Raw genomic sequence first — 22,250 nt, forward strand, 5'->3', positions numbered from 1 at the left:
TTCCTTCCCTCAATATCACGCGATCCAGCGGCATGCCGTCGCGGATCATCCCAACGTCAAGCGGCGGCGATGCTGGCGCAGCACGTCGAAGGAGTAGACCACCAGCGCCAGCCAGATCACCGTGAACGAGATGAACCGGCTGGCCGGCACCTGCTCGCCCAACACCACAATGCCCAGCACCAACTGGATCGTCGGCGTGATGTACTGGCTGAAACTCACCGTGATGAACGTGGCGTGCTTGACCGCGTACGAGGTCAGCACCAGCGGAATCACCGTCAGGATGCCGCATCCGGCCAGCAGCAGCCAGCCCCACCACGGCTCCCCCGCCGGCACGCCGAACCGCGGCTGCACGGCGAGCGCCACGAATGCGAACGGCGTCAGCACGCCGGTCTCGAACGTCAGCGACTCGAACGGATCCAGCGGCACGAAACGTTTGATCAGGCAGTAGCCACTGTAGCTGAACGTCATCAGCATCGCCAGCCCGGGGAACGCGCCCGTGTCCATCACATACAGCACGCCGCCGGCCAGCGCCACAAGCATGGATACGATGCTCAAGCCGGTGGTCCGCTCGCGCAGGAACACTAGGGCGAGCAGCATGTTGATCAGCGGCATCAGGAAGTTCGCCGCACTGGCCTCGGAGGTGTGCCCGATCGACACCAGGTAGATATAGACCACCCAGTCGATCGTCACGAGCACGGCGGCGGCCACCGCGGCGGCGAACACCTTCGGGCGCGCCCACAGCGCCTTCACCGACGCCACGAACCGCGGCCAGCGCCGCGTGGCCAACATGAACAGCACCATCACCACCGCGGCGGTCACGATGCGGTACAGCATCACGTTCATCGACGAGATATTCGCGAGCGCCGCCCAGTACAGCGGGAAGAACCCGTACACCACCTCGGCGACCACCATCGCCGTCACGCCCTGCGGGGTCTGCACCACCCGGCGGCCGCCCGACGACGGCCGATCACCCCGGCCCGCGCCGCCCGCCGCAGCACCCGTTCCAATACCGTTACGCATACCCTCATTCGTCTTGCTCACCGGATGATGATAACGCGTCATAGATGACATGGATGCCCAACCACCGGGCACGCGAGCCTCCGCGCCGACCCGCGGTGTTAGAGTATGCGTAGCCAGGACCATGGCCGGCGATGCGGCCGCGCGCCGTCGGGACGACGCGGCGGCAGGCATCGCGGCAACAATAGAAGGAGCATCAATGAGCGCGATCGATACCACATGCGTACAGGGCGGCTATCAGCCGGGCAACGGCGAGTCCCGTACCCCGCCGATCATCCAGGCCACGACGTTCAAGTACACGTCCAGCGAGCAGATGAGCCGACTGTTCGACCTGTCGGAGTCCGGATACTTCTACACCCGCCTGCAGAACCCGACGAATGACATGGTGGCGGCGAAGATCTGCGAGATGGAGGGCGGCGCGGCCGCGATGCTGACCTCGTCCGGCCAGGCGGCGAACTTCTTCGCGCTGTTCAACATCTGCAATGCGGGCGACCACATCGTCGCCTCGTCAGCGATCTACGGCGGCACGTTCAATCTGATCAACGTGACGATGCGCAAGATGGGCATCGAGTGCACGTTCGTGAGCCCCGACTGCACGCCGGAGGAGCTGGACGCCGCGTTCCAACCGAACACCAAGGCCGTGTTCGCCGAATCGATCTCGAATCCGGCGCTGATCGTGCTCGACTTCGACAAGTTCGTCTCCGCCGCGCATGACCACGGCGTGCCGATCATCGTGGACAACACGTTCCCCACCCCGATCAACTGCCGTCCGTTCGAGTACGGCGTGGACATCGTGACCCATGCGACCACCAAGTACATGGACGGCCACGGCTCCTGCGTGGGCGGTGCGATCGTGGACTCCGGCAACTTCGACTGGATGGCTCATGCGGACAAGTTCCCGGGCCTGACCACGCCGGATGACTCCTACCATGGCGTGACCTACGCGAAGGATTTCGGCAAGGGCGCGTTCATCACCAAGGCGACCGCGCAGCTGATGCGCGACTTCGGCTCCACCCCGGCGCCGATGAATTCGTGGATCATGGGCATGCATCTGGAGTCTCTGGCCGTGCGCATGCAGCGCCACTGCGAGAACGCGCAGAAGGTGGCCGAATTCCTGGCCGCCGATCCGCGCGTCAGCTGGGTGCAGTTCCCAGGCCTGCCCGGCGACAAGTATTACGAGACCGCCAAGAAGTACATGCCGAACGGCACCTGCGGAGTGATCTCCTTCGGCGTGCCCGGCGGCCGCGACAAGGTCTCCGCGCTGCTCGACCACTTCAAGATGATTTCGATCGCCACGCATGTGGCCGACGCTCGCAGCTGCGCGCTGTACCCGGCCGGCACCACGCACCGTCAGCTCACCGAGGAGCAGCTCGATGAGGCCGGCGTGGGCATCGATCTGGTGCGCCTGAGCTGCGGTATCGAGAACGCCGACGACATCATCGCCGACCTCAGGCAGGCGATGGACGCGGTGCTGTAATCGCATTCCGCGCAACCATACATACCGCGGCGTCAAGGCCCGCGACGAGGAACGCCCGTCGCGGGCTTTATCGTATCCGATTCACGGGCGATGTGAAACCCGCCCCTGTTGCGTCCCGTCTGTCCCGTGTCGGCCCTGTTATCCGCGGTGGTATGGCGACATGCCTGGCCGACGTCGCCGTGCACGCGTCGCCGTCGGCATAGGATGGATGACAGGAACCTGTGATGGAGGACCGGCACCAACCGGAGTACGACCGGAGCCAGCCGGAGTACAACCGTCACCGAGTGGCAGCGGCACACTCCTGGAGGCGCGATGGACAACGACGACTACACGGCCAAGATGACCGAGCTCATCGAACTGATGCGCGTCATCGGCAACGATACGCAGCAGTTCGAGGTCAAGGAATGCAAGCGCAAGATCAGCTCCACCATCACCGAGACGCTGTCCGCGTTCTCCAACGGCAACGGCGGGTACATCATCCTGGGACTGAGCGAGAAAGCCGGGTTCACGCCGGTCGAGGACTTCGACGCACGCGCGATGCAGGAGGCGCTGAGCCAGGCCTGCGAGAAACTCACGCCGGTGGTCCGTCCGGTGATCGTGACCTGCCCGTTCGAGGGTGCGAACCTGGTGTTCGCCGTCATCGACGAGATGCTGCCGCGCGAGAAGCCCTGCTTCATCTCCTCGATCGGCCCGCACGGCGGCTCCTATATCCGCACCGGCGACGGCGACCGCAAGATGACCACCTACGAGGTCGACCGCCTGCTCGAGGAGCAACGCCAGCCGGAGCACGACATCGCGATCGTGCCGGAGGCCACGCTCGACGATCTCAACCCGACACTCCTCCGCGCCCTGCTCGAACGCGAGCGCGAGCGGCACCCGCACGTGTTCGCGGACCGTTCCGACGAGGATATGATGCTGGATCTGCGCATCCTGCGCGAACCGTCCACAGATGAATATGCCGAAGACCGTCAGTCCTGCGACGACGAAACGCGCGCACACGACACGAATCGCAACGACACCGCAACGGCTCCGGACACCGTCGCCCCCGACGCTATCGAACCGGTGCAGGCCGCGCACCGCGCGCACCCCACGCTCGCGGGACTGCTGGCCGTGGGCCGGTATCCGCAGAAGTTCTTCCCGCGGCTTACCGTCACCGTCGCCGTATACCCGGGAACCTCGCGCGACGAGGTGTTCAGGGGCGACGCGCAACTCGTCGCGTCCGACACGTTCACCGGGCCGATCCCCACAATGATCGACGACACGGTCGCCTCGCTGATGGCATGGACCGCCGTTCCCGGCACCAGCTCCGACGCTGCCCCGGCGCAGACCGCGATGTATCCGCAGCTGGTCCTGCGCGAGGCCGTCGCCAACGCGCTGACCCACCGCGATTACTCCCCAGACGCGCTCGGCACGCCCGTGCACGTCGACGTGTTCACCGACCGGATCGAGGTGTCGAACCCGGGAGGCCTGTTCGGCGCGGTCTCCAAACAACGGCTCACCCATGAGGCCTCCACGTCCACGCGCAACGCGTTCCTGTTCTCCCTGCTGCAATCCGCCCCATCCCCGGACGGCGGCACCGTGCTGCGCGACAATGGCACCGGATATCTGCGCATCGGCGCCGCGCTACGCAGCGAGGCGCGCGAGCCGGTGCGTATCGAAAACGAGCTCGACCTGTTCCGCGTCGTCATCCCCGGACGCGTGAACGACGCCGCGTTGACCGAACGGGATTTCGCCAGGCGCATCCTGCATCTGCTCGAGCGCGAACCCTCGGCCAGCGTGCGCGACATCATCCGCGAACTCGGACTCTCCCCCGTCGCCGTGGCGGCTGGATTGCGCAGCCTGATGAACAAGGGCCTGGTCGAATCGGGCGATGCCATACCCACGCCGCACAAGTATTACCGGCTGTGCACCCGCGACGCCCGTGCACGCCGGTAACGACGACTTGCCAGGCATGATCGCCCGTTAACAATCAACGTCGCGACGTTTGTCCATCGTTTCCGTCCGCGACACGCGGCGTGGAACCTTCCTTGCGGCGATACCATGCCATCATCACGAGGGCAACGAGCAGGGCGGCGATTTCGGCGACGGGGAATGCAAGCCAGATCCCGTTCAACCGGAACAGTCTATCCAGACACCATAACGCGGGGACGAGAAACAGCAACTGTCTGCACAGCTGGATCGCTATGCTCGAATATACCTTCTCCGTGGCCTGGAAATAGGTGGAGATCATCGTGGAGAGGCCACAGAACAGGTAGCTTGCCGCCATGATCCGCATGGCGGATATTCCGAACGAACGCATGGCTTCCGATGCCATGAACAATCCCAGGATCTGCGCCGGGAGGAGGACGACGACCAGTGTCCCCAGCACCATCATGCCGGTGACCAAAACGGTTCCGTATCGGAAGGCCAAATGCAGCCTTTCCTTGTTCCCCGCGGCGTAGTTGAACCGCATGACAGGCAGGCAGCCTTGAATCAAACCGTTCACCGTCATGACGATCAACTGCTGCACCTTGAAATACGCGCCGAAGAACGCGATTGCCGTATCGGAATACGCGACCAGAAACAGGTTGACGATGGTCACCATAAACGAGCTGAGGGCATTCATGATGAACGACGGCAGCCCAAAGACGAAGATCCGGCCGATCATCCGCCTTTGCAGACGGAATCCTCTGACTTTCACCTGCACTTTCTGCTTCGTCCCCAGCAACAGGGCGAACGCCAGGATCATGGATACCAGATAGCCCGACACGGTGGCCGACGCGGAACCGACTATGCCCATGGCCGGGAAGACGCCGATGCCGAATATCAGGACGGGGTTGAGAACGAAATTGACGACCACCCCCGCGATCTGGAACCACATGGGGGTCACCATATTCCCTGTGGCCTGTATCATCTTCTGGATCGCGATATGCACCATGTTGGGAATCTGCATGAACGAACATACGCCCATATAGGCGATGCTCAGCCGATAGATCTCCTCATTGCCGGTGAACGCCCGAAAATAAGGCCTCATCATGCACAGCGACACCAGGGTGAGCAACGCGCCGATGCCGAAAGACAGCAGCAACCCGTGCGTGACGGCGGCGTTCGCCTTGTCCTGCTCCTTCCTTCCGAGATACCCGGCGATCAGCACGTTCACGCCGACGCCGATCCAGATGGAGGCCGCGTTCATCAGAGTCGTGATCGGGAACGACAGGGAGACCGCCGTCAGCGCATTCTCGCTCAGCTGCGCCACGAACGCACTGTCTATCAGGTTATAGGAATATTGCAGGAACATGGAGATTAGAGGCGGCAGTGACATTTGCCAAATGAGTTTTCCGACGGGCTCAACGGCCATTTTGTTTTCGGTTCGCATATTTTCCTCCTCTCCGCTTATCCGATGCAGGGGAATCGCGCCGGATAACGGAATGTCAGATCCGTACGATGTAGTCTTGCTTCCGAGCCGCGGGCCGACCGGGCTCCCTGGCCGGATAACCCAATGCAATCGCCCCGACGCCGCGTAAGGTTTCCGGAAGCCCCCATTCCCGCAGAAGAGCCTTGCCTTTTTTACCGTCAAAAATCTCACGCTCCCGATGTACCCATACGGTGCCCAATCCGAACGCATGGGCGGCCAGCATCATATTTTCAAGAACGCAGCTCCCATCCTCCACAAAGGTGTTCGCGGAGCCATCCGCCAAAACCAAAACCACAACGGGTGCGCCATGGTAAGGGTCCGTTTCGTTCCCTATCACTTCCGCGTTCAGTCTCGCTATCTCCTGCCGGTATTCGGGATTCGTGATCGCGACAATGACGGGAGATTGGCGTCCGCCGCCGGTAGGCGCGTAAGTTCCCGCTTCCAGTATGGCGTCCAGCACATCGGAAGGTACAGGTTCATCTGTATAAGCCCTTACGGCGCGACGCGTCTTGATAAGAGACAGGAAGTCGTTATCCATAACACCATCCTCCATTCCGTCGGCATTCCGAATGCGGACAACAAAAAAGCCACGTGGCTATCACAAGATAGCCACGTGGCAAAAAGATGACCGAATCCGGAAAAGTCCACTTGAATTTTGCGGTTCTGATTGTAGCGCGATTCCGGTAGACCGTCAAACATCGATCATTTCCCCGCGCCCGTGGCTATCATCGGTCGTGGGAGGTGTTGCGTATGCCGTTGCTGCTTCTGGGAGTCATGGTCGGCGCCGTCACGCCGATCCAGACCGCCGTCAACAGTCGTCTGCGCATGGCCGTGGGGACGCCGTTCCGCGCATCGCTGGTCTCGTTCACCGTCGGGACGCTGGTGACGCTCGTCGCCGCGCTAACGCTGGGACCGCACCCGCTGCTGCCGGCATCGGCGCTGGCCGGCCCGTGGTGGATGTGGCTGGCCGGTTTGTTCGGCGTGATCTTCATGACTGGGAACATACTGCTGCTGCCGAAACTGGGCAGCCTGCAGACCGTGATGATGCCGGTGCTGGGTCAGATTCTCATGGGCCTGCTCATCGACGAATTCGGCTGGTTCGGCAGTCCGCAACAGCCGATGACCGTGGCGCGCGCGATCGGCGCGGTGCTGGCGGCGGTCGGATTCGCACTGGCGATCGTCGTCGCCGACCTGGTGTACGGCGGCCGGCTACGGCCGCAACGCGGCGTCCGACGGACGGAGGGGCCCCGGGCCGATGGCGGCGGGGACGACGGCACGGGAACCGGCGTTCAGGTCCGTCGCGACGAGCGGATGTCCCCGGCGATATGGCTGTGGCGCGGGATCGGTATGCTGTGCGGCATGTGCTCGGCGGTGCAGACCTCAATACTCGGACGGCTGGGCACCGAGCTGGGTTCGCCGATCAAGGCATCGTTCGTCTCGTTCCTCGTGGGACTACTGACGCTGCTGGTGATCGTGCTGGTCCATGACCGCGGCTTCGGACTGCACCGGGCATTCGGCGGCGGCAACCCGTGGTGGATGTGGTTCGGCGGATTCCTCGGCTCGTTGGTGGTCCTGACCAATTCGGTGCTGTCGCCGCTGCTGGGCACGGGGCTGACCGTGCTGGTCGCGCTGCTCGGCCAGGTGATCGGCGGCCTGCTCATCGATACGTTCGGATGGTTCGCGGTGGCCAGGCGCCGCGTCGGCGTCGTGCAGATCGCCGGCATCGTCGTCGCCGTCGCCGGCATCGCGTTGATCCGTCTGGGCTAGCGGGTTCCCGCGCCGTCATTCGGGCCACGGGCCGGCCCGCCGCGACCGGACCGGCATCCGGGCCGTCCGCGGACCACGGCCGCCCGTACAATGGGAGCCACCTGCCATCGACGAGGATGGCCGACATCAAGGAGGATGCGATGGACACCCTGATTGTGTACGGCGGCAGATACGGCACCACTGAACGGTACGCCGACGAACTCGCGCGGCTGCTGGGCACCGCCGCGGTTCCCTATGTCGCGGTCGACGATGTCTCGCTGGTCACCGCGGACGTCATCGTGTATCTCGGCGCGGTGTTCGCCGGCGGCGTGCCGGGACTGAAGCGGACGATGGCGCGGCTGGTGAACGTCACCGAACGCATCCGCCGGTTCCCGCGCGAGGACGACCCCGTCGCCGAGGCGAGCCGTCGACCGCGCGTCATCGTGGTCACCGTCGGACTGGGCGACCCGGCGATCCCGGGCAACGCCGAGCATCTGCGCGCCGTCGTCGACAGGCAGCTGCCGCCCGCCGTCGCGGCGCACGTCGAATGCTTCCACCTGCGCGGCGGCATCGACTACGCGTCGCTGAGCCCGAAGCACCGGGCGATGATGTGGATGATGTGGCAGCACGAGAAGCGTGTGCCCGAGGACGAGTGGACCGACGACACGCGCATGTTCAACGAGACGTATGGCGGCGCGGTCGACATGGTTGATTTCGCCACGCTGCAGCCCATCGTCGACGAGCTCGCCGATCCGGCAGCGTCAGTGGTTCAGTAGTCGATACCAATACCGGCTATTTGCTGACGGTGACCGTTTCACGGTGGTCATCATGGCTGAGCGCGAGCGCGCGGATGTGGTCCGGGAACCTGAACAGCTTGTTGATCGCGTTGATGAACAGGCCGACGATGATGGCCGAGATGATCGTGCCGATGCCGATGCCGTTCAACCGGCCGAAGAAGATGAACGAGCAGATCGTCGCGATGACCATCAGCGTCACGTCGAACGCCACCTTGACGGTGCCGTAGCGCACCTTGGTGACGATCGACAGTGCGCGCACCAGCCCCTCGCCCGGCACGACGATGACGTTCGGCGCGACTTCGATGACGATGCCGAAGGCCAGGATCAGGCATCCGAGCACGACGCACAGCAGCCGCTCCCACAGCGCCTGCGGGTCAAGGAACCACAGGATGGCCGAGCTGACGTCGATGGCCGAGCTGAATAGGATGTTCGCGATGATCTGCAGGAACTGCGAGGGTTTGAAACGGCGGCGCAGCAGAACGACCTGGATCATGATGAACAGGATGTTCCAGATGAACGTGGTCATGCCGAAGCTCAGCTGTGGGAACGCGAGGCTGAACACGTACGGCACGCTGGAGATCGGCGAGGTGCCGAGATTGCCGACCGTGATCAGCACGATGCCGAACGAGTTGATGGCCACGCCCAGCACGAAGAACGCGAATCGCGCCACGATATGGTTCATTGCTTGTTGCTCCTTTCCCGTCATGGTTGTCATGTCGATCGTCGGACGCCGCCGGCATATCATCCGGCGATGCGGCCCACCGCCCGGCGTCCGTCTCCGCGTCATCGCCATCGGCATCCGCCGGCGCGGAGATCGACGGCGCGTGCCGTCAGGAGGCCGGCCGTTCCGGTCCGCGGCTCGTCTTGCACCGGTCGAAGGCGACGGTCGCCCTGCGCAGCAGCGCGGCGAGCCGCCGGTAGTCCTCCTTCCCCAACGCCTCCATCGCCGCGTCGTCGACCCCGGCGATGGACTCGCGCATGAGGCGCGCGATTTCGGCGCCGTGCGCGGTCAGCCATACCATCGATGCCCTGCCGTCGGTCTCGCTGCGGCGGCGCTCGATGAGCCCGGCCGTCTCCATGCGGGACAGCAGGCTTGTCATCGTGGATTTGTCGAGCACGCAGCCGGCGCAGATGTCGGTGGCGCGGCTGCCGTCGTGCTCGGAAAGGTATTCGAGCACCTTCGGCTGGCCGGGCAGCAGCCCCATCGCGCCGGTGCGTTCGACGACCGCGCGGTTGCTGCTGTTGAACGCCCGCATCAGCAGGAAGTGCACCTCGTCATCCAGCATGGCGGTCCTTTCCCCGTGCACGGCTCCGGCCGCGCACGCCCCGTTTTCCCGCGCGCAGTTGCGACCGCTCGCGACGTATCTCCGCATACGGCTCTGACCGTGGGCGATATGTTTCCGCACATGATTGCGCCCGCATGCGGCTTCCGACCGCACGCGACGTCCGCCGCATGCCAATTGGTTTGATTGCAAACCATTTTTTAGGACCGCCTCTCGACAACCGCCGCGAACCATCCGACGGCGGCGCCCCGGCACGGATTCCGCCCGCGACGCAACCGACCCGGCCATGTCGGCGACCCCGACATAAGCTGGTGACACATCGCCGGTGGGCCGCAAACCGCCGCGACGCCGTCATCGCCGGCCCCGACCGACCGGCATCATTGTCCCTGTAAAGGAGTTCCCATGCAGCGTCCCATCATGACGTCGCTTTCGTTCCTGCGACGGCCGGCCGAGCCGGCGACCGCCGACGACCTGCCCATCGCCGACGACCTGCGCGACACGCTGGAGGCCAACCGCAGCCGCTGCGTCGGCATGGCGGCGAACATGATCGGCGAGGCCAAGGCGATCATCGCGTTCGTGGACGAGGAGATGGGCGGCCGCATCACCGTCATCTTCAACCCGCGCATCACCGCCGCCGACGGCGCGTTCGACACCTCCGAAGGCTGCCTGTCGCTCAAGGGCGAGCGCCGGACGCTGCGGTACCGACGCATCGAGGTCGACTACCAGGACCGCTGTATGCGCGACCGTCACGCCACGTTCACCGGCTGGACCGCGCAGATCATCCAGCATGAGGTCGATCACTGCAACGGCATCATCATCTGAGCCGACGACCGTTCCGTACGGTCTGTAGACCGCTTGGGGAATAATGGTGAACGTATGTGACCAATCGAATTCCTAGAGGATGGGATCACTTTGGCTGAGTTTGTATACCAGATGGAACAGCCTTTGTAACCATTGCTATTTCAACGTTTCTTCGGCGTGTCTTGTGACACAAAAGTGTGTCACCATCGTCTGAGGTCGGCACTTGTGTCAAGTCTGTGTCATCAATCGTCATCAATCGCGATAGTTCCGTTCAGATGAACGAGCAATCCCCTATGCTCCGGACAGCACCCGCCCATGCGCACCCACGCTTCTTAGCCCATGAATCCGCAGCATCGCGCCAACATCCGAAGGCAGAAACAATCACGCTCATCCATCGACAGAGATAGCGACTAGCCCACGTCAGGGCCACGGCGGCTCAAATTATGCCCAGGCCAAGAACTGTCGCTGGATTTTCGGTAGTGAGCCCCACTTCGTCTAAGACAAGGAGCCAGCGTTAGGAATATTCCAAGCCATTGAGGGCGTTCCTTTGGCGATCTCTTCCGCAAGCGCCGGCGATAAACAAATCCCGCATATGGTCGACGGCAGAAGCATGGCTACTTCACCGGAACAGATGTAGACGAACCATGTTGGCGCAATGAGATTCAACGGACCCGGGTATGACCGCCGACAAAGCGCGAGATCTGGCTCAGCAAGCACTGCAAACTTCGCGAAATGAAATCACCCATGACGATGTGGTGTCGAAACTCATGTGAGGCACGTGGTCCAAAATCGTCGGCAATGCCGAAACCACCGAGAAAACCGAACAGCAACAGGCATTGTGGCGCGTTGCCGTCGGTACTGCTTTCCCGAACGTTCCGCAAAACGAGTAGGGAAGACTGGCTGTTGCGAGGAGCCTCATGTATCTGCGTTCGGCGAGGAACAAGGCCGCCTATTTCGACAGCCTCTCGACAGTCTCCGAGCAGAAGCGCCGTGTCATCAACGCGTCACCGTATCTGCTGTCTGGTGTGGACAGATCCTTCGCCCCCGGATGGTTCAATGCATCTGCATTGCGAGCCATATCCCGCGAACGACAAGCGATACTTGAGCAGCGTTCGGACGAAGAAAACGGCTTCGGCGACACACCGAACAATCCGACCGTCGATAAGGCCGGACTTGAATACAATCTGTTCTTCTCTTAAAAATGAAATGGGCGGGAAGACATTTTTTAGGGCTTTCCCGCTTTGATTGCCCCTTTGGCAAAAACAGGCGGAACCGTTAACGGCGGCGCATGAAATGCGCCGTTCATCTTGACCGTTGACTGGCTCGGCTGGCTCCGATATCTCCCTGATAAAACTAAATTTGTTAAATTCTTTCGGGCAACGAATGCAGATACATGTACAGCGCATCTGTACTTTTTTCAAGAATGTTCATTGTCTGCGGTAACGGTTCGGCATAAACGGTTTTATAATCCACCTCATCATATTCTTTCCGAATGGGGAAAGCTAAGCATTCATCGTCAACAGAAAAGTCTGCTTGTATGCCATCTTTATTTCCTCTTGCATCTATGCGAATCCATTGGTTAATGGATTTTAGATAAATAGCATTTAGAGCATGGATGCAGTATCCGCTTTCAGGCGTACTGCCTAACGTAAGCCTTTGATAACATATTCCGGAAGGAATACCATTTGCTCTTAATAGTGCGGCCAATAAATTAGACTTTGCCCAACAAATACCGACACCCTCTCTTAATACATCTGAGGCCGTTGCCGTAACTCTTTTATCCTGGATATCCCATGAATGCTTGATTTCATCTCTAACAAAATAGTAGGTGGCTTTTGCCAGCTCGATTTCGCCTTCAGTAGAGTCTTTTAGTTCCTTGGCTTTTCTTTGTACACTTGGTTCATTCCAATCGATATAGTGTGAAAAGGCAAGATATTTATTCATATTATCTTGAATATCAAGCATATAGCACCTCCGAAAATACCGATTTACTGCTCGCTTACTTTTTACACCGTTGCGCCCCCATCGGTTGTGCCCGAAGTCTTGCGCAAAAGCGGTTCGGCCCGTTGCCGGGAGGACAACTTCAGTCGGTTGATTGCATGATGCCGTCGAGCCGGGACATGTCCAGGTAGCGGCGCGCGCTCCATTGGTTGGCGGTGACGTAGCGGATCCTGGCGCAGACGAGCATGAGCGCGCTCCTGCCGTCCGGGAAGCTGCCGACCACTCTGGTGCGCCGGCGGATCTCGCGGTCGGGCCGTTCGATCATGTTGTTCGTGCGGATCCGCCGCCGATGCTCGACGGGATAGTCGTCGAGCAGGTAGGTCGCGGTCTCGCCGATGCCCTCCCTGAGGCAGGAGGCGGCGGCCTTCAGCCCCTTGGACTCCATTTCGGTGGCGACCCGTTCGGCCTTCTCCAACGCGGCCTGCCGGCTTTCCATGGCGAACACGGCCTTCAAGGCGGACGCGGCCCATGCCGCGTGCTTGTGGCTGACCTTGGACAGGACGTTGCGCATGAAGTGGACCATGCACCGCTGGTAGCGCGCGTCCGGCAGCATCGAGTTCACGGTGGAGACGAGCCCGGCGCACCGGTCGCCGACCACGAGCCGCACGCCCCTGAGACCGCGTTCGATCATGCTCCTGACGAACTGCCCCGGCTGGCCCTGTCCTCCTTCATGCCCTCAGCGACCCCGACGACCTCACGGCGGCCGGTGTCGTCCACGCCGATGGCGACCAGCACGCTCACGTTCTCGACCGACCCGCCCCACGTGCGCCTGTCGCCGCACGCCGTCCACGAACAGGTACGGGTACGAATGGGCCGCCAGGGGACGGTTCCGCCATTGATCGATGTCCTCGTACACGCGCTTGAGCTTGTCGGAGAGCGTCTGGGAGGGCATCCGCTCGCCCCACAGCAGGCGGCTGACGTCGTCGACCTGACGCGTGCCGACGCCGGCCAGGTACATGCCGACCGGCGCCTCCTCGACGCTCTGCTCGCGACGCCGGTAGCGTTCGACGACCGCCGACTCGAAGACCGCGCCCTTCAGCTTCGGCACCCTGAGCGTCATCGTCCCGGCCTTCACGGTCAGGTTCCGCTCGTAGTGGCCCGCACGGTAGGCCCTCCGACCGGACGCACGCTCGTATCTCGCGGCCCCGGTGATCTCGTCGGCCTGAAGCGTCCGGCATCGCGTTCAACAGCTCCTCGACCTTCCGGGACACGAGACGGTCCAGCTTCGTCTCGAGCATGTTCTCGTCGACCTGTAGAATCTGGTTCGACATGGTTCGTCGCCTCTTTCCATAGCGGTTTTATGTATGGCGACTGAAATCGTACCCCGGCGACGGACCATGTCCCTTCATTCAGATCTCAACCAAAGTGCGCAACAAACCGGGCGTTATCCGCCCATCGCAACTATATTGCATACCGAGATACCACACGCTACTTTGCAATGCAAGATAGATGCAGTCAGCGACCCGATCCATTGAAACATGAGAAATATATTGCACATCCTCGCAATAGCGAAATATATTGCACTACATGGGAACTGGTGATAAATTGTTCACATGATTGTCGATTCGACGAGAGGATACGCACGACTCGTCAAACAGCGCCGTCGCGCGCTCGGCCTGAGCCAAGGAACGTTCGCGGCGAAACTTGGCGTATCAAGGCGCTGGCTCATCGATTTCGAGAACGACAAGGTCCCCAACCCCGGTTTCGCCACAATCTTGAGGGCATTGCACCTGCTCGGACTCTCCCTCGACGTGCGGCAGAGCGTGCCCATCGACCAACTCGCCGACGAATTCGCCGCAGGCAAGGATGAACGGCCATGACCTTCCAAGACACACTTTTCGCCTTTCTTTCCGACACCTATGTGGGCAGGTTCTCCCGTTCAAGCAGGGGAACCGTCTCGTTCGCCTATGACGACGACTACCGCTGGTCAAACGATCCGACCCCATTGTCCTTGGACATGCCATTGGAGGAGAAGGGTTTCGACGACGAACGCCCCGCCATCTTCCTCGAAGCGCTGGTTCCCGAATCCCCCGCGGCCCGGGCCAATGCGGCGAGACTGCATCATGCGGCTTCGACCGGCGCCTTTGATCTGCTCACGGCCATCGGGCTGGATTCGACGGGCGCGCTGCGCCTGACCACAGCGCCCCAGCCGCCGAACGAACCCTATGACCTCATACCGCTTGACGACGCCGACATCGCACTGCGCCTTCGGCAGGCAGCCCCAGCCGGTGAGCAATCCTCCGGCGAGGACGAGCACTGGTCCGTCGCCGGCCAGCAAGGCAAAACCGCCCTGCTGCTCCGGAACGGGCAATGGTTCGCCGCATCAGGCAACGCGCTGACCACGCATATCCTCAAGCCCGGCATCCCCTCACTGCCCGACCAAGCCTTCGACGAGCACTTCACCATGCGCATCGCCCATTTCCTAGGACTAAACGTCGCAGAAACCGAATTCAGGTTCTTCGACGGAGAACCGGCGATTGTGTCCACGCGCTTCGACCGCATACAGAATGCCGACGGAACCGTGCGCGCGCTGCACCAAATCGACTTCACGCAAGCCCTCGGCGTCGGCGCAGACCGAAAATACGAGGAGCACGGCGGACCGAGATCCGAGGCCTATGCAGAGATGCTGCGAGCGCATGACATCCATCACGAGGCCGATTCCAACGTCCGCATCTTTGCAGATGGCATACTCTCCAGCTACCTGCTGGGAGCGACAGACAGCCACGCCAAGAATTATTCGCTGATGCTCCAAGGCTCGCACGTCGCCATGGCGCCGCTCTACGACTTCGCCTCCGTTTTCCCCTATCTCGCATCGGGAACGCAGCGATACGCCTCCACCCTAGCCATGACCATCGGCGGGCAACGCAAACTCCTGCAACTGCGAGAAAAGCATCTCCTCCGCTTCGCCGACCGCATGGAGCTGCCCAGAGAATATGTCATCAACCGATTCACGGGCTTGGTGAAAACCTTGCCCGACGCGTTCGACCAAGCCACGGAGGAGAACCGGCACACCCTTGCCCTGTTGAAAGACAAGCACTTCCTCGATCATTTCCACCAGCGCCTGGCCATGACGATCGACGACGCAAAGACATGGATCAACATGTGACGAAATCCGTTTCCGATACTCTACCCCGTCACTTCGATTTGCCTATGCCCACTGTTGCGGCATGACGACGGGATATGGGATAATCCACAAGGTGCTTTTGCTTGGGATCGGGGCACCGCAATGACACGAACAACGACCACGAAATGACACAAGACACCCCCGTGAACGGTTGTGTCATTTCAGAATGTGTCATTACGGAATCCGAACCCCGCAAAACGTTGGAATAGCAACGATAAGACAGGATAAGACACTTCTATGGCTGAATTCATTTATCAGATGATCAAGGCGCGCAAGTCCTACGGCGACCGCGTGATCCTTGACGACGTGACGCTGAGCTTCCTGCCCGGCGCCAAGATCGGCGTGGTGGGCCCGAACGGCATGGGCAAGTCCACGCTGCTCAAGATCATGGCCGGCATCGAGAACGTCTCGAACGGCGAGGCGTATCTGACCCCGGGCTTCACGGTCGGTATCCTGCAGCAGGAGCCGCCGCTGGACGACACCAAGACCGTCGGCGAGAACATCAAGATGGCGTTCGGCGAGATCGCCGAGAAGGTCGCCCGCTTCAACCAGATCGGCGAGGAGATGGCGAACCCGGATGCCGACTTCGATGCGCTGATGGAAGAAATGGGCGCGCTGCAGACCGAGATCGACGCCGCGAACGGCTGGGATCTGGATTCGCAGCTCGAGCAGGCGATGGACGCGCTGCAGTGCCCGGATCCGGACACCCCGGTCTCCGTGTGCTCCGGTGGCGAGCGCCGCCGCGTGGCGCTGTGCAAGCTGCTGCTCGAGGCTCCCGATCTGCTGTTGCTCGACGAGCCCACCAACCACCTGGACGCCGAGTCGATCCTGTGGCTGGAGCAGTTCCTGCACCAGTATCAGGGCGCCGTCATCGCCGTGACCCACGACCGCTACTTCATGGACAACGTGGCGGAGTGGATCTGCGAGGTGGACCGCGGCCACCTGTACCCGTACAAGGGCAACTACACCACCTATCTGGAGACCAAGGCCAAGCGTATGGAGATCCAGGGCGCCAAGGACGCCAAGCTGGCCAAGCGCCTGAAGTCCGAGCTCGAGTGGGTGCGTTCCTCGCCTAAGGCCCGCCAGGCCAAGAACAAGGCCCGTCTGGAACGCTACGACCAGATGGAGCAGGAGGCGCGCAACTCCAAGAAGCTCGATTTCTCCGAGATCCAGATTCCGCCGGGGCCGCGTCTGGGCTCGCAGGTACTGGAGGCCAAGCACATCCATAAGGCCTTCGGTGACCGCGTGCTCATCGACGATCTGAGCTTCACGCTGCCGCGCAACGGCATCGTCGGCGTAATCGGCCCGAACGGCGTCGGCAAGTCCACGCTGTTCAAGACCATCGTCGGCCTGGAACCGCTCACTTCGGGTGAGCTGACCGTGGGCGAAACCGTCAAGATCAGCTATGTGGACCAGAACCGTGCGGGCCTCGATCCGAAGAAGAACCTGTGGGAGGCCGTCTCCGACGGGCTGGACTTCATTGAGGTCGGCGGCGTGGAGGTGCCGACCCGCGCCTATGTGGCCAGCTTCGGCTTCAAGGGTTCCGACCAGCAGAAGCTGACCGGCGTGCTCTCCGGTGGTGAGCGCAACCGCCTGAACCTGGCGCTGACCCTGAAGCAGGGCGGCAACCTACTGCTGCTCGACGAGCCCACCAACGATCTGGACGTCGAGACGCTCGAATCGCTGGAGAACGCGCTGATCGAGTTCCCGGGCTGCGCCGTGGTCATCAGCCACGACCGTTGGTTCCTGGACCGCATCGCCACGCATATCCTGGCGTGGGAGGGCGATGACGAGAATCCGGCCCGCTGGTACTGGTTCGAGGGCAACTTCCAGGCCTATCAGGAGAACAAGGTGGCCCGCTTGGGTGAGGATGCGGCCCGCCCGCACCGCCTGCACCGCAAGCTGACCCGCTGACGCCAGACACTCATACGAATGAAACGCCGCCGAACGGTGTCCTCTCAGACCCGCTCAGCGGCGTTTCGTCATATACCGGCGACAACACGGACACTAGGACGACCGCTATACGCCGTGTTGTCGCATGAAGGCGACAACACGGACGTGGGAGCGCAGCACCTCGCACGGGCAAGGAACGGTACACGGCTCCAGCCCATACGAGCCTCCGACATGCGTGGTCGTACGCCGTTACCATCAGCGACTAGACTGCATCACAGTACTTGATTCACAGTGTAAGCAATCGGAGGGAACAATCGATGACCGACGAAACCACCGCCATGGAACGTCTCCTCAAGGTGCTGGGACTGGAAGAGCCGTCCGAGGATCGCGGCCACACCTACATCCAGGGCGAGGCGCTGTACTTCCCCACCGGCCGCGTCTACGGCGGCCAGGTCATCGCACAATCCGTGGTCGCGGCCTCGAAGACCGTCTCCCCCACCCGCCTGCCGCATTCCATCCACGGCTATTTCATCAAGGCCGGCGACATCCATCAGGATCTGCTGTTCGACGTGGAATCGCTGCGCGACGGCCGTTCGTTCTCGGCACGCCGGGTCAATGTAACGCAGTCCGACGGCGCGATCCTCACCGCCATCGCCAGCTTCCAGGAGCACGGCCAGCATGGCGTGGAGTTCTCCGACCCGATGCCGGACGGCATCCCCGATCCGGAGACGCTGACCAGCGCGCGCGAGCTGATGCAGCCATACGCCGACCAGTCGCCGTTCGCGCGGTACTACGCGGAGAAGTCGCCGTTCGACATCCGTCACGTGACTCGCACGGTGATGCTGGGCGCGGACAAGAAGAGCGCGGCGAACGACTCGGGCAAGCAGATGGTGTGGATGCGTGCGGCCGGTCAGGTGGACGCGCCTCAGATCATGCACCGGGCGATGCTGGCGCTGGGGTGTGATCAGATCATGCTGGAGCCGATCCTGCGACGTGCGGGGTTAAGCCTGATGACGCCGGGCATCTCCTACGCCTCGATTGACCATTCGATGTGGTGGTACCGCGATATCGACATCAACCAGTGGCACCTGTACGTGCAGGACACTCCCACCGCCGGTCACGGCCGCGGCCTGGGCGCCGCGAAGGTCTACACGCAGGACGGTTCGCTGGTAGCCGTGATGGCGCAGGAGGCGATGATTCGCGTCCCCGAGGAACGCTGAGATGGTTTTCCCGCTTCGAAGTGTGGCGTGCGCCTTCCCTATGGAAGGGCACGCCTCATTCATTTCGCGGTTTTGGCGGCGGCCTGCTGGAGTCGGCGACGGCGTTCGGCGCGCTTGAGCTTGGGGTTCTCCGCACCCTCGTCCGGTGGCAGCTGGCACAGCCCCTCCGAAACGATGCCGATGACCATGTCGATGATGCAGATCACCAGCGCAATGGCGCACTCCACGGCGGCATCGTAATAGTACGAGGCCTCCAGATGCGTCAGACACATCAGGGCCTGCCCGCCGTACCAGCCGGCGAGCGCGGCACCGGCCAACCCCAACGCCTTGGCCAGCACCAGCGTGATCATGGCCCGCTGCGGGTTGATGAACGCGTGCGGACGCTTGACAGGGTCGGTGTTGGCGTAGGCATGCACCTGCAGGGCCAGGGCCAGCACCGCAATGCCCATCGCCATCAGTACCACATCCACGAACCATGGCGCACCGAGCAATGACGTGGCCATGCGCTCATCGAGCATGGCCAGGCCGACGCCGCCCGTAAGGCCGATGATCAGCGCCACCAGGTAATACCACCATGGGGTTCGACGCACCTTCATCGTTCACCCCCAAGGATCCAATCGTCGGACAGGACACCCACCCTGCCGGCGTCCGGCGCCATGGCCAGCAGGAACGATACCGGGTCCCCGCCCAGCCGGGCGTCCGGGTCCATGTCAAACCACGGCGCCAGCACCTGCGCCCTCCGGGCCGCGGACGGCCAAGGCACCCGGCAGTCAGGCTCGTTGCTGGAAACGCCCTCCATGTCGACCAGATCCAGATCGATCTGGTCGGCATGCGCTTCCTCGATGGTGCCGAGCGCACCGATCAGGCTGCGCGCATCGAGCCTGGTATGCAGCTGCACGACGGCGGCCATGGCGTCCGGTCCGTCGAAGTTGGAGACGTGGTACAGCGGCGAGATGCCTTCGATCTCGTTGCCGGGGATGGCGTCCAGCGAGACGATGGCCGAACGGAACAGCGTCTCCGCCTCCGGCAGGGTGCTGTCCAGGGACACGACGGCGCGACGCGACACCGCACCAGGCAACACCTCCCCCGCCGTGGGCGATGACTCCCACATGCTCTCCTGATGCGCATACGATGTGCCGTCGTCCGAGGAGGGTTCCATCGCGGCGGCTCCCATGCCCGCAGGGGACCCGCCGCAGGTTGCGGAGACGTCCGGCACGAGCCGCACCACGATGTCCACGGCCTGCCCGGCGGCGAACGCCTGCGTCTGTTCCTCGGTCAATTGCACCGTGACGCCGATGCGGGCTGGTTCACGATTGTCGGTCATCGTTGGTTCCCCTTCCTTTCCGCAACGAGGGGCGTGCCATCGTCAGACGGCATGCCCCTCGCCTCTATGGTTCGCTGTCCGTTCGGAGCCGGATCACTCGCCGGCGCCCATGCCCACCGAGCGCTTGAGTGATTCGGGAATCGGCACCGGCGGCAGATCGGAGTCCGGGCGGTGCTCGTTGGAGAGCCACACCTCGCGTTCCGGGGCCTTCCGGATGTTCGCGAAGATCACGGCGACCTCCTTCTCGTTCAGCGTCTGCTTGACCAGCAGCTGACGGACCAGCTCGTCGAGGATGTCACGGTTCTCGTTGAGGATCGTCCACGCCTCGGTGTGCGCGGTCTCGACGAGCTTCAGCACCTCCTGGTCGATGATCTCGGCCGTGCGGTCGGAGTACTTGCGCGGCTGCAGACCGTCCATCACCGTGGTCTGATCGTCATCGTCGGCCCACTTGATGGCGCCGAGCTGCGAGGAGAAGCCGTATTCGACGACCATCTTGCGGGCGATGGCCGTAGCCTTCTCGATATCGTTCGAGGCGCCGGTGGTCGGGTCGTGGAAGACGATCTCCTCGGCGGTGCGACCGCCCATCGCGTACGCCATCTGGTCGAGCAGCTGGTTGCGCGACTGCGAGTAGCGGTCCTCGGTCGGCATGACGGCCGTGTAGCCGAGCGCGCGGCCTCGCGGCAGGATGGTGATCTTGGTGACCGGGTCGGTGTGGTGCAGCGCCGCGGCGACCAGCGCGTGACCGCCCTCATGGTAGGCGGTGTTGCGCAGCTCGTCGAGGGCCATGCCCTTGGACTTGCGCTTCGGGCCGCTCATCACGCGATCGATGGCCTCGTCGATGGCGCGGTTGTCGATCAGCTGGGCGCCGGCACGGGCGCACAGCAGCGCGGCCTCGTTGAGCACGTTGGCCAGATCGGCGCCGGTGAAGCCCGGCGTGCGCACGGCGATGGCGTGCAGATCCACATCCGGCACGAACGGCTTGCCCTTGGCGTGCACCTTGAGGATGGCCTCACGGCCTTCCAGGTCCGGGGCTTCCACGGCCACCTGACGGTCGAAACGACCGGGGCGCAGCAGCGCGGGGTCGAGCACGTCCGGGCGGTTGGTGGCCGCGATGATGATCAGGTTCGTGTCGTTGTCGAAGCCGTCCATCTCCACGAGCAGCTGGTTCAGGGTCTGCTCGCGTTCGTCATGGCCGCCGCCCATGCCGGAGCCACGGCGGCGTCCGACGGCGTCGATCTCGTCGATGAAGATGATGGCGGGGGCGTTCTTCTTCGCCTCGTCGAACAGGTCGCGCACACGGGAGGCGCCGAGACCCACGAACATCTCGACGAAGTCCGAGCCGGCCATCGAGTAGAACGGCACGCCCGCCTCGCCGGCGATGGCGCGCGCCAGCAGCGTCTTGCCGGTGCCCGGAGGGCCGTACAGCAGCACGCCGCGCGGGATGCGGGCGCCGAGCGCCTTGTACTTGGACGGGTCCTTGAGGAAGTCCTTGATCTCCTCGACCTCCTGCACGGCGGCGTCCTCGCCCGCCACGTCGGCGAACTTGGTCTTGGGCGTCTGGCCTTCCAGCAGCTTGCCGTTGTTCTTCTTGCCGCCCATGCCGAACATGCCGCCCGCGCCGCCCATGCGGCTCATGGCGAACCAGAAGATGCCGAAGATGATGATGAACGGCAGGATCGAGCTGATCAGGTAGCTCCAGACGCTGGTCTGCTGCATGCTGGAGGTCCAGCCCTTGGACGGGTTGGCCTTCTCCACGCTGTCGATGACGTCGCCGCCCTGCGCGAAGGTGTAGTAGAACTGCACCTCCTTGCCGTAGTTGCGTTCACGGCCGGTGTCCGGGTCCTGCTTGGTGAAGTCCTGGCTCAGGTCCAGCTGGACGAGCTGCCGGTTGTCGATGATGTTCGCATAGGTCACGCCGCCGCCCTTCAGCAGCTGCATGCCGTCCTTGGTATCGATGGTCTGACGGCCGGTGCCGGCGAACAGCTGGAACATCAGGATGGCCAGCACCACAATGGCCACGCCCCACAGCCAGGGCGAACGCCATACCGGCTTGGGATCGTTGCCGCCGCGGTTGCCCCCATCGCGGTTGAACGGGTTGGGCGGCCAGCTGCCGTTGCCGTTATTGTTGCCGCCATTGCCCGACGGCTGTTGAGGCCCCTGGGGATAGCTCATA

General features: G+C 62.7%; 18 protein-coding genes and 2 pseudogenes. 10 read left to right on the forward strand and 10 right to left on the reverse strand.

What is annotated here, in order from left to right:
• Positions 1-45: 45 nt before the first annotated feature.
• Complete coding sequence (locus BIGA_RS05475) at positions 46-1,041, reverse strand: EamA family transporter (protein ID WP_161786269.1); 996 nt, start codon at positions 1,039-1,041, stop codon at positions 46-48.
• Positions 1,042-1,216: 175 nt separating this feature from the next.
• Here BIGA_RS05475 and BIGA_RS05480 point away from each other — a divergent pair, with 175 nt between their 5' ends.
• Together BIGA_RS05480 and BIGA_RS05485 are read left to right on the forward strand one after the other, a co-directional pair.
• Positions 1,217-2,494: an O-acetylhomoserine aminocarboxypropyltransferase/cysteine synthase family protein gene (locus tag BIGA_RS05480; RefSeq protein ID WP_033507685.1), complete on the forward strand. Its 1,278-nt coding sequence runs from the start codon at positions 1,217-1,219 to the stop codon at positions 2,492-2,494.
• 312 nt (positions 2,495-2,806) lie between these two features.
• Positions 2,807-4,429, forward strand: a complete 1,623-nt coding sequence (locus tag BIGA_RS05485) for an ATP-binding protein (RefSeq protein WP_034259777.1) — start codon at positions 2,807-2,809, stop codon at positions 4,427-4,429.
• 34 nt (positions 4,430-4,463) lie between these two features.
• On the opposite strand, the gene BIGA_RS05490 is transcribed toward BIGA_RS05485, so the two are convergent.
• Complete coding sequence (locus BIGA_RS05490) at positions 4,464-5,849, reverse strand: MATE family efflux transporter (RefSeq protein ID WP_051917118.1); 1,386 nt, start codon at positions 5,847-5,849, stop codon at positions 4,464-4,466.
• Between the two features lie 55 nt (positions 5,850-5,904).
• Positions 5,905-6,426 carry a nitroreductase gene (locus BIGA_RS05495; RefSeq protein ID WP_033507686.1) on the reverse strand — a complete coding sequence of 174 codons (522 nt, stop codon included), beginning with the start codon at positions 6,424-6,426 and terminating at the stop codon, positions 5,905-5,907.
• Between the two features lie 212 nt (positions 6,427-6,638).
• Here BIGA_RS05495 and BIGA_RS05500 point away from each other — a divergent pair, with 212 nt between their 5' ends.
• Complete coding sequence (locus tag BIGA_RS05500) at positions 6,639-7,655, forward strand: DMT family transporter (protein ID WP_033507687.1); 1,017 nt, start codon at positions 6,639-6,641, stop codon at positions 7,653-7,655.
• Between the two features lie 140 nt (positions 7,656-7,795).
• Positions 7,796-8,410: a flavodoxin domain-containing protein gene (locus BIGA_RS05505; RefSeq protein ID WP_161786270.1), complete on the forward strand. Its 615-nt coding sequence runs from the start codon at positions 7,796-7,798 to the stop codon at positions 8,408-8,410.
• A 16-nt stretch (positions 8,411-8,426) separates the two neighbouring features.
• Here BIGA_RS05505 and BIGA_RS05510 read toward each other — a convergent pair whose 3' ends face one another.
• On the reverse strand, positions 8,427-9,113 hold the full coding sequence (locus BIGA_RS05510; RefSeq protein ID WP_033507689.1) for a YczE/YyaS/YitT family protein: 687 nt from the start codon (positions 9,111-9,113) through the stop codon (positions 8,427-8,429).
• 148 nt (positions 9,114-9,261) lie between these two features.
• Positions 9,262-9,717, reverse strand: coding sequence for a MarR family winged helix-turn-helix transcriptional regulator (locus BIGA_RS09610; RefSeq protein ID WP_051917119.1), 456 nt, complete (start codon positions 9,715-9,717; stop codon positions 9,262-9,264).
• A 399-nt stretch (positions 9,718-10,116) separates the two neighbouring features.
• On the opposite strand from BIGA_RS09610, the gene BIGA_RS05520 reads away from it, so the two are divergent.
• Together BIGA_RS05520 and BIGA_RS05525 are read left to right on the forward strand one after the other, a co-directional pair.
• Complete coding sequence (locus tag BIGA_RS05520) at positions 10,117-10,536, forward strand: peptide deformylase (RefSeq protein WP_033507690.1); 420 nt, start codon at positions 10,117-10,119, stop codon at positions 10,534-10,536.
• Positions 10,537-11,432: 896 nt separating this feature from the next.
• The gene (locus BIGA_RS05525) at positions 11,433-11,714 is read left to right on the forward strand and encodes a hypothetical protein (protein ID WP_033507691.1); all 282 of its coding nucleotides are present in this window, start codon (positions 11,433-11,435) and stop codon (positions 11,712-11,714) included.
• Positions 11,715-11,877: 163 nt separating this feature from the next.
• Here BIGA_RS05525 and BIGA_RS09295 read toward each other — a convergent pair whose 3' ends face one another.
• Entirely contained in the window at positions 11,878-12,480 is a 603-nt protein-coding gene (locus tag BIGA_RS09295) for a transglutaminase-like domain-containing protein (protein WP_081929514.1), read from the reverse strand.
• Positions 12,481-12,598: 118 nt separating this feature from the next.
• Positions 12,599-13,669 (reverse strand): annotated as a pseudogene (locus BIGA_RS05530) (IS256 family transposase).
• 400 nt (positions 13,670-14,069) lie between these two features.
• On the opposite strand from BIGA_RS05530, the gene BIGA_RS05535 reads away from it, so the two are divergent.
• From BIGA_RS05535 to BIGA_RS05550, 4 genes are all read left to right on the forward strand, one after another.
• On the forward strand, positions 14,070-14,336 hold the full coding sequence (locus BIGA_RS05535; RefSeq protein ID WP_051917120.1) for a helix-turn-helix domain-containing protein: 267 nt from the start codon (positions 14,070-14,072) through the stop codon (positions 14,334-14,336).
• Positions 14,333-15,622, forward strand: a complete 1,290-nt coding sequence (locus BIGA_RS05540; RefSeq protein WP_033507700.1) for a HipA domain-containing protein — start codon at positions 14,333-14,335, stop codon at positions 15,620-15,622. Before BIGA_RS05535 ends, BIGA_RS05540 begins: the two co-directional genes overlap by 4 nt.
• A 255-nt stretch (positions 15,623-15,877) precedes the next feature.
• A complete protein-coding gene (ettA, locus tag BIGA_RS05545; protein ID WP_033507701.1) occupies positions 15,878-17,554 on the forward strand; it encodes an energy-dependent translational throttle protein EttA in 1,677 nt (558 codons plus the stop codon).
• A gap of 296 nt (positions 17,555-17,850) precedes the next feature.
• The gene (locus BIGA_RS05550; RefSeq protein WP_033507702.1) at positions 17,851-18,753 is read left to right on the forward strand and encodes an acyl-CoA thioesterase; all 903 of its coding nucleotides are present in this window, start codon (positions 17,851-17,853) and stop codon (positions 18,751-18,753) included.
• Positions 18,754-18,812: 59 nt separating this feature from the next.
• Here the strand turns inward: BIGA_RS05550 and BIGA_RS05555 are convergent, their stop codons facing one another.
• From BIGA_RS05555 to ftsH, 3 genes and pseudogenes are all read right to left on the reverse strand, one after another.
• Entirely contained in the window at positions 18,813-19,349 is a 537-nt protein-coding gene (locus BIGA_RS05555) for a DUF3180 domain-containing protein (RefSeq protein ID WP_033507703.1), read from the reverse strand.
• Positions 19,346-19,816, reverse strand: a pseudogene (locus BIGA_RS09905) (2-amino-4-hydroxy-6-hydroxymethyldihydropteridine diphosphokinase); the annotation flags it as partial. The gene BIGA_RS05555 and the pseudogene BIGA_RS09905, both read right to left, overlap by 4 nt.
• A 354-nt stretch (positions 19,817-20,170) precedes the next feature.
• A complete protein-coding gene (ftsH, locus tag BIGA_RS05565; protein WP_033507704.1) occupies positions 20,171-22,249 on the reverse strand; it encodes an ATP-dependent zinc metalloprotease FtsH in 2,079 nt (692 codons plus the stop codon).
• Position 22,250: the final 1 nt, after the last annotated feature.

It is taken from the genome of Bifidobacterium pullorum subsp. gallinarum, from assembly GCF_000741215.1.
In the GTDB taxonomy this organism is placed as follows: Bacteria; Actinomycetota; Actinomycetes; order Actinomycetales; family Bifidobacteriaceae; genus Bifidobacterium; species Bifidobacterium pullorum_B.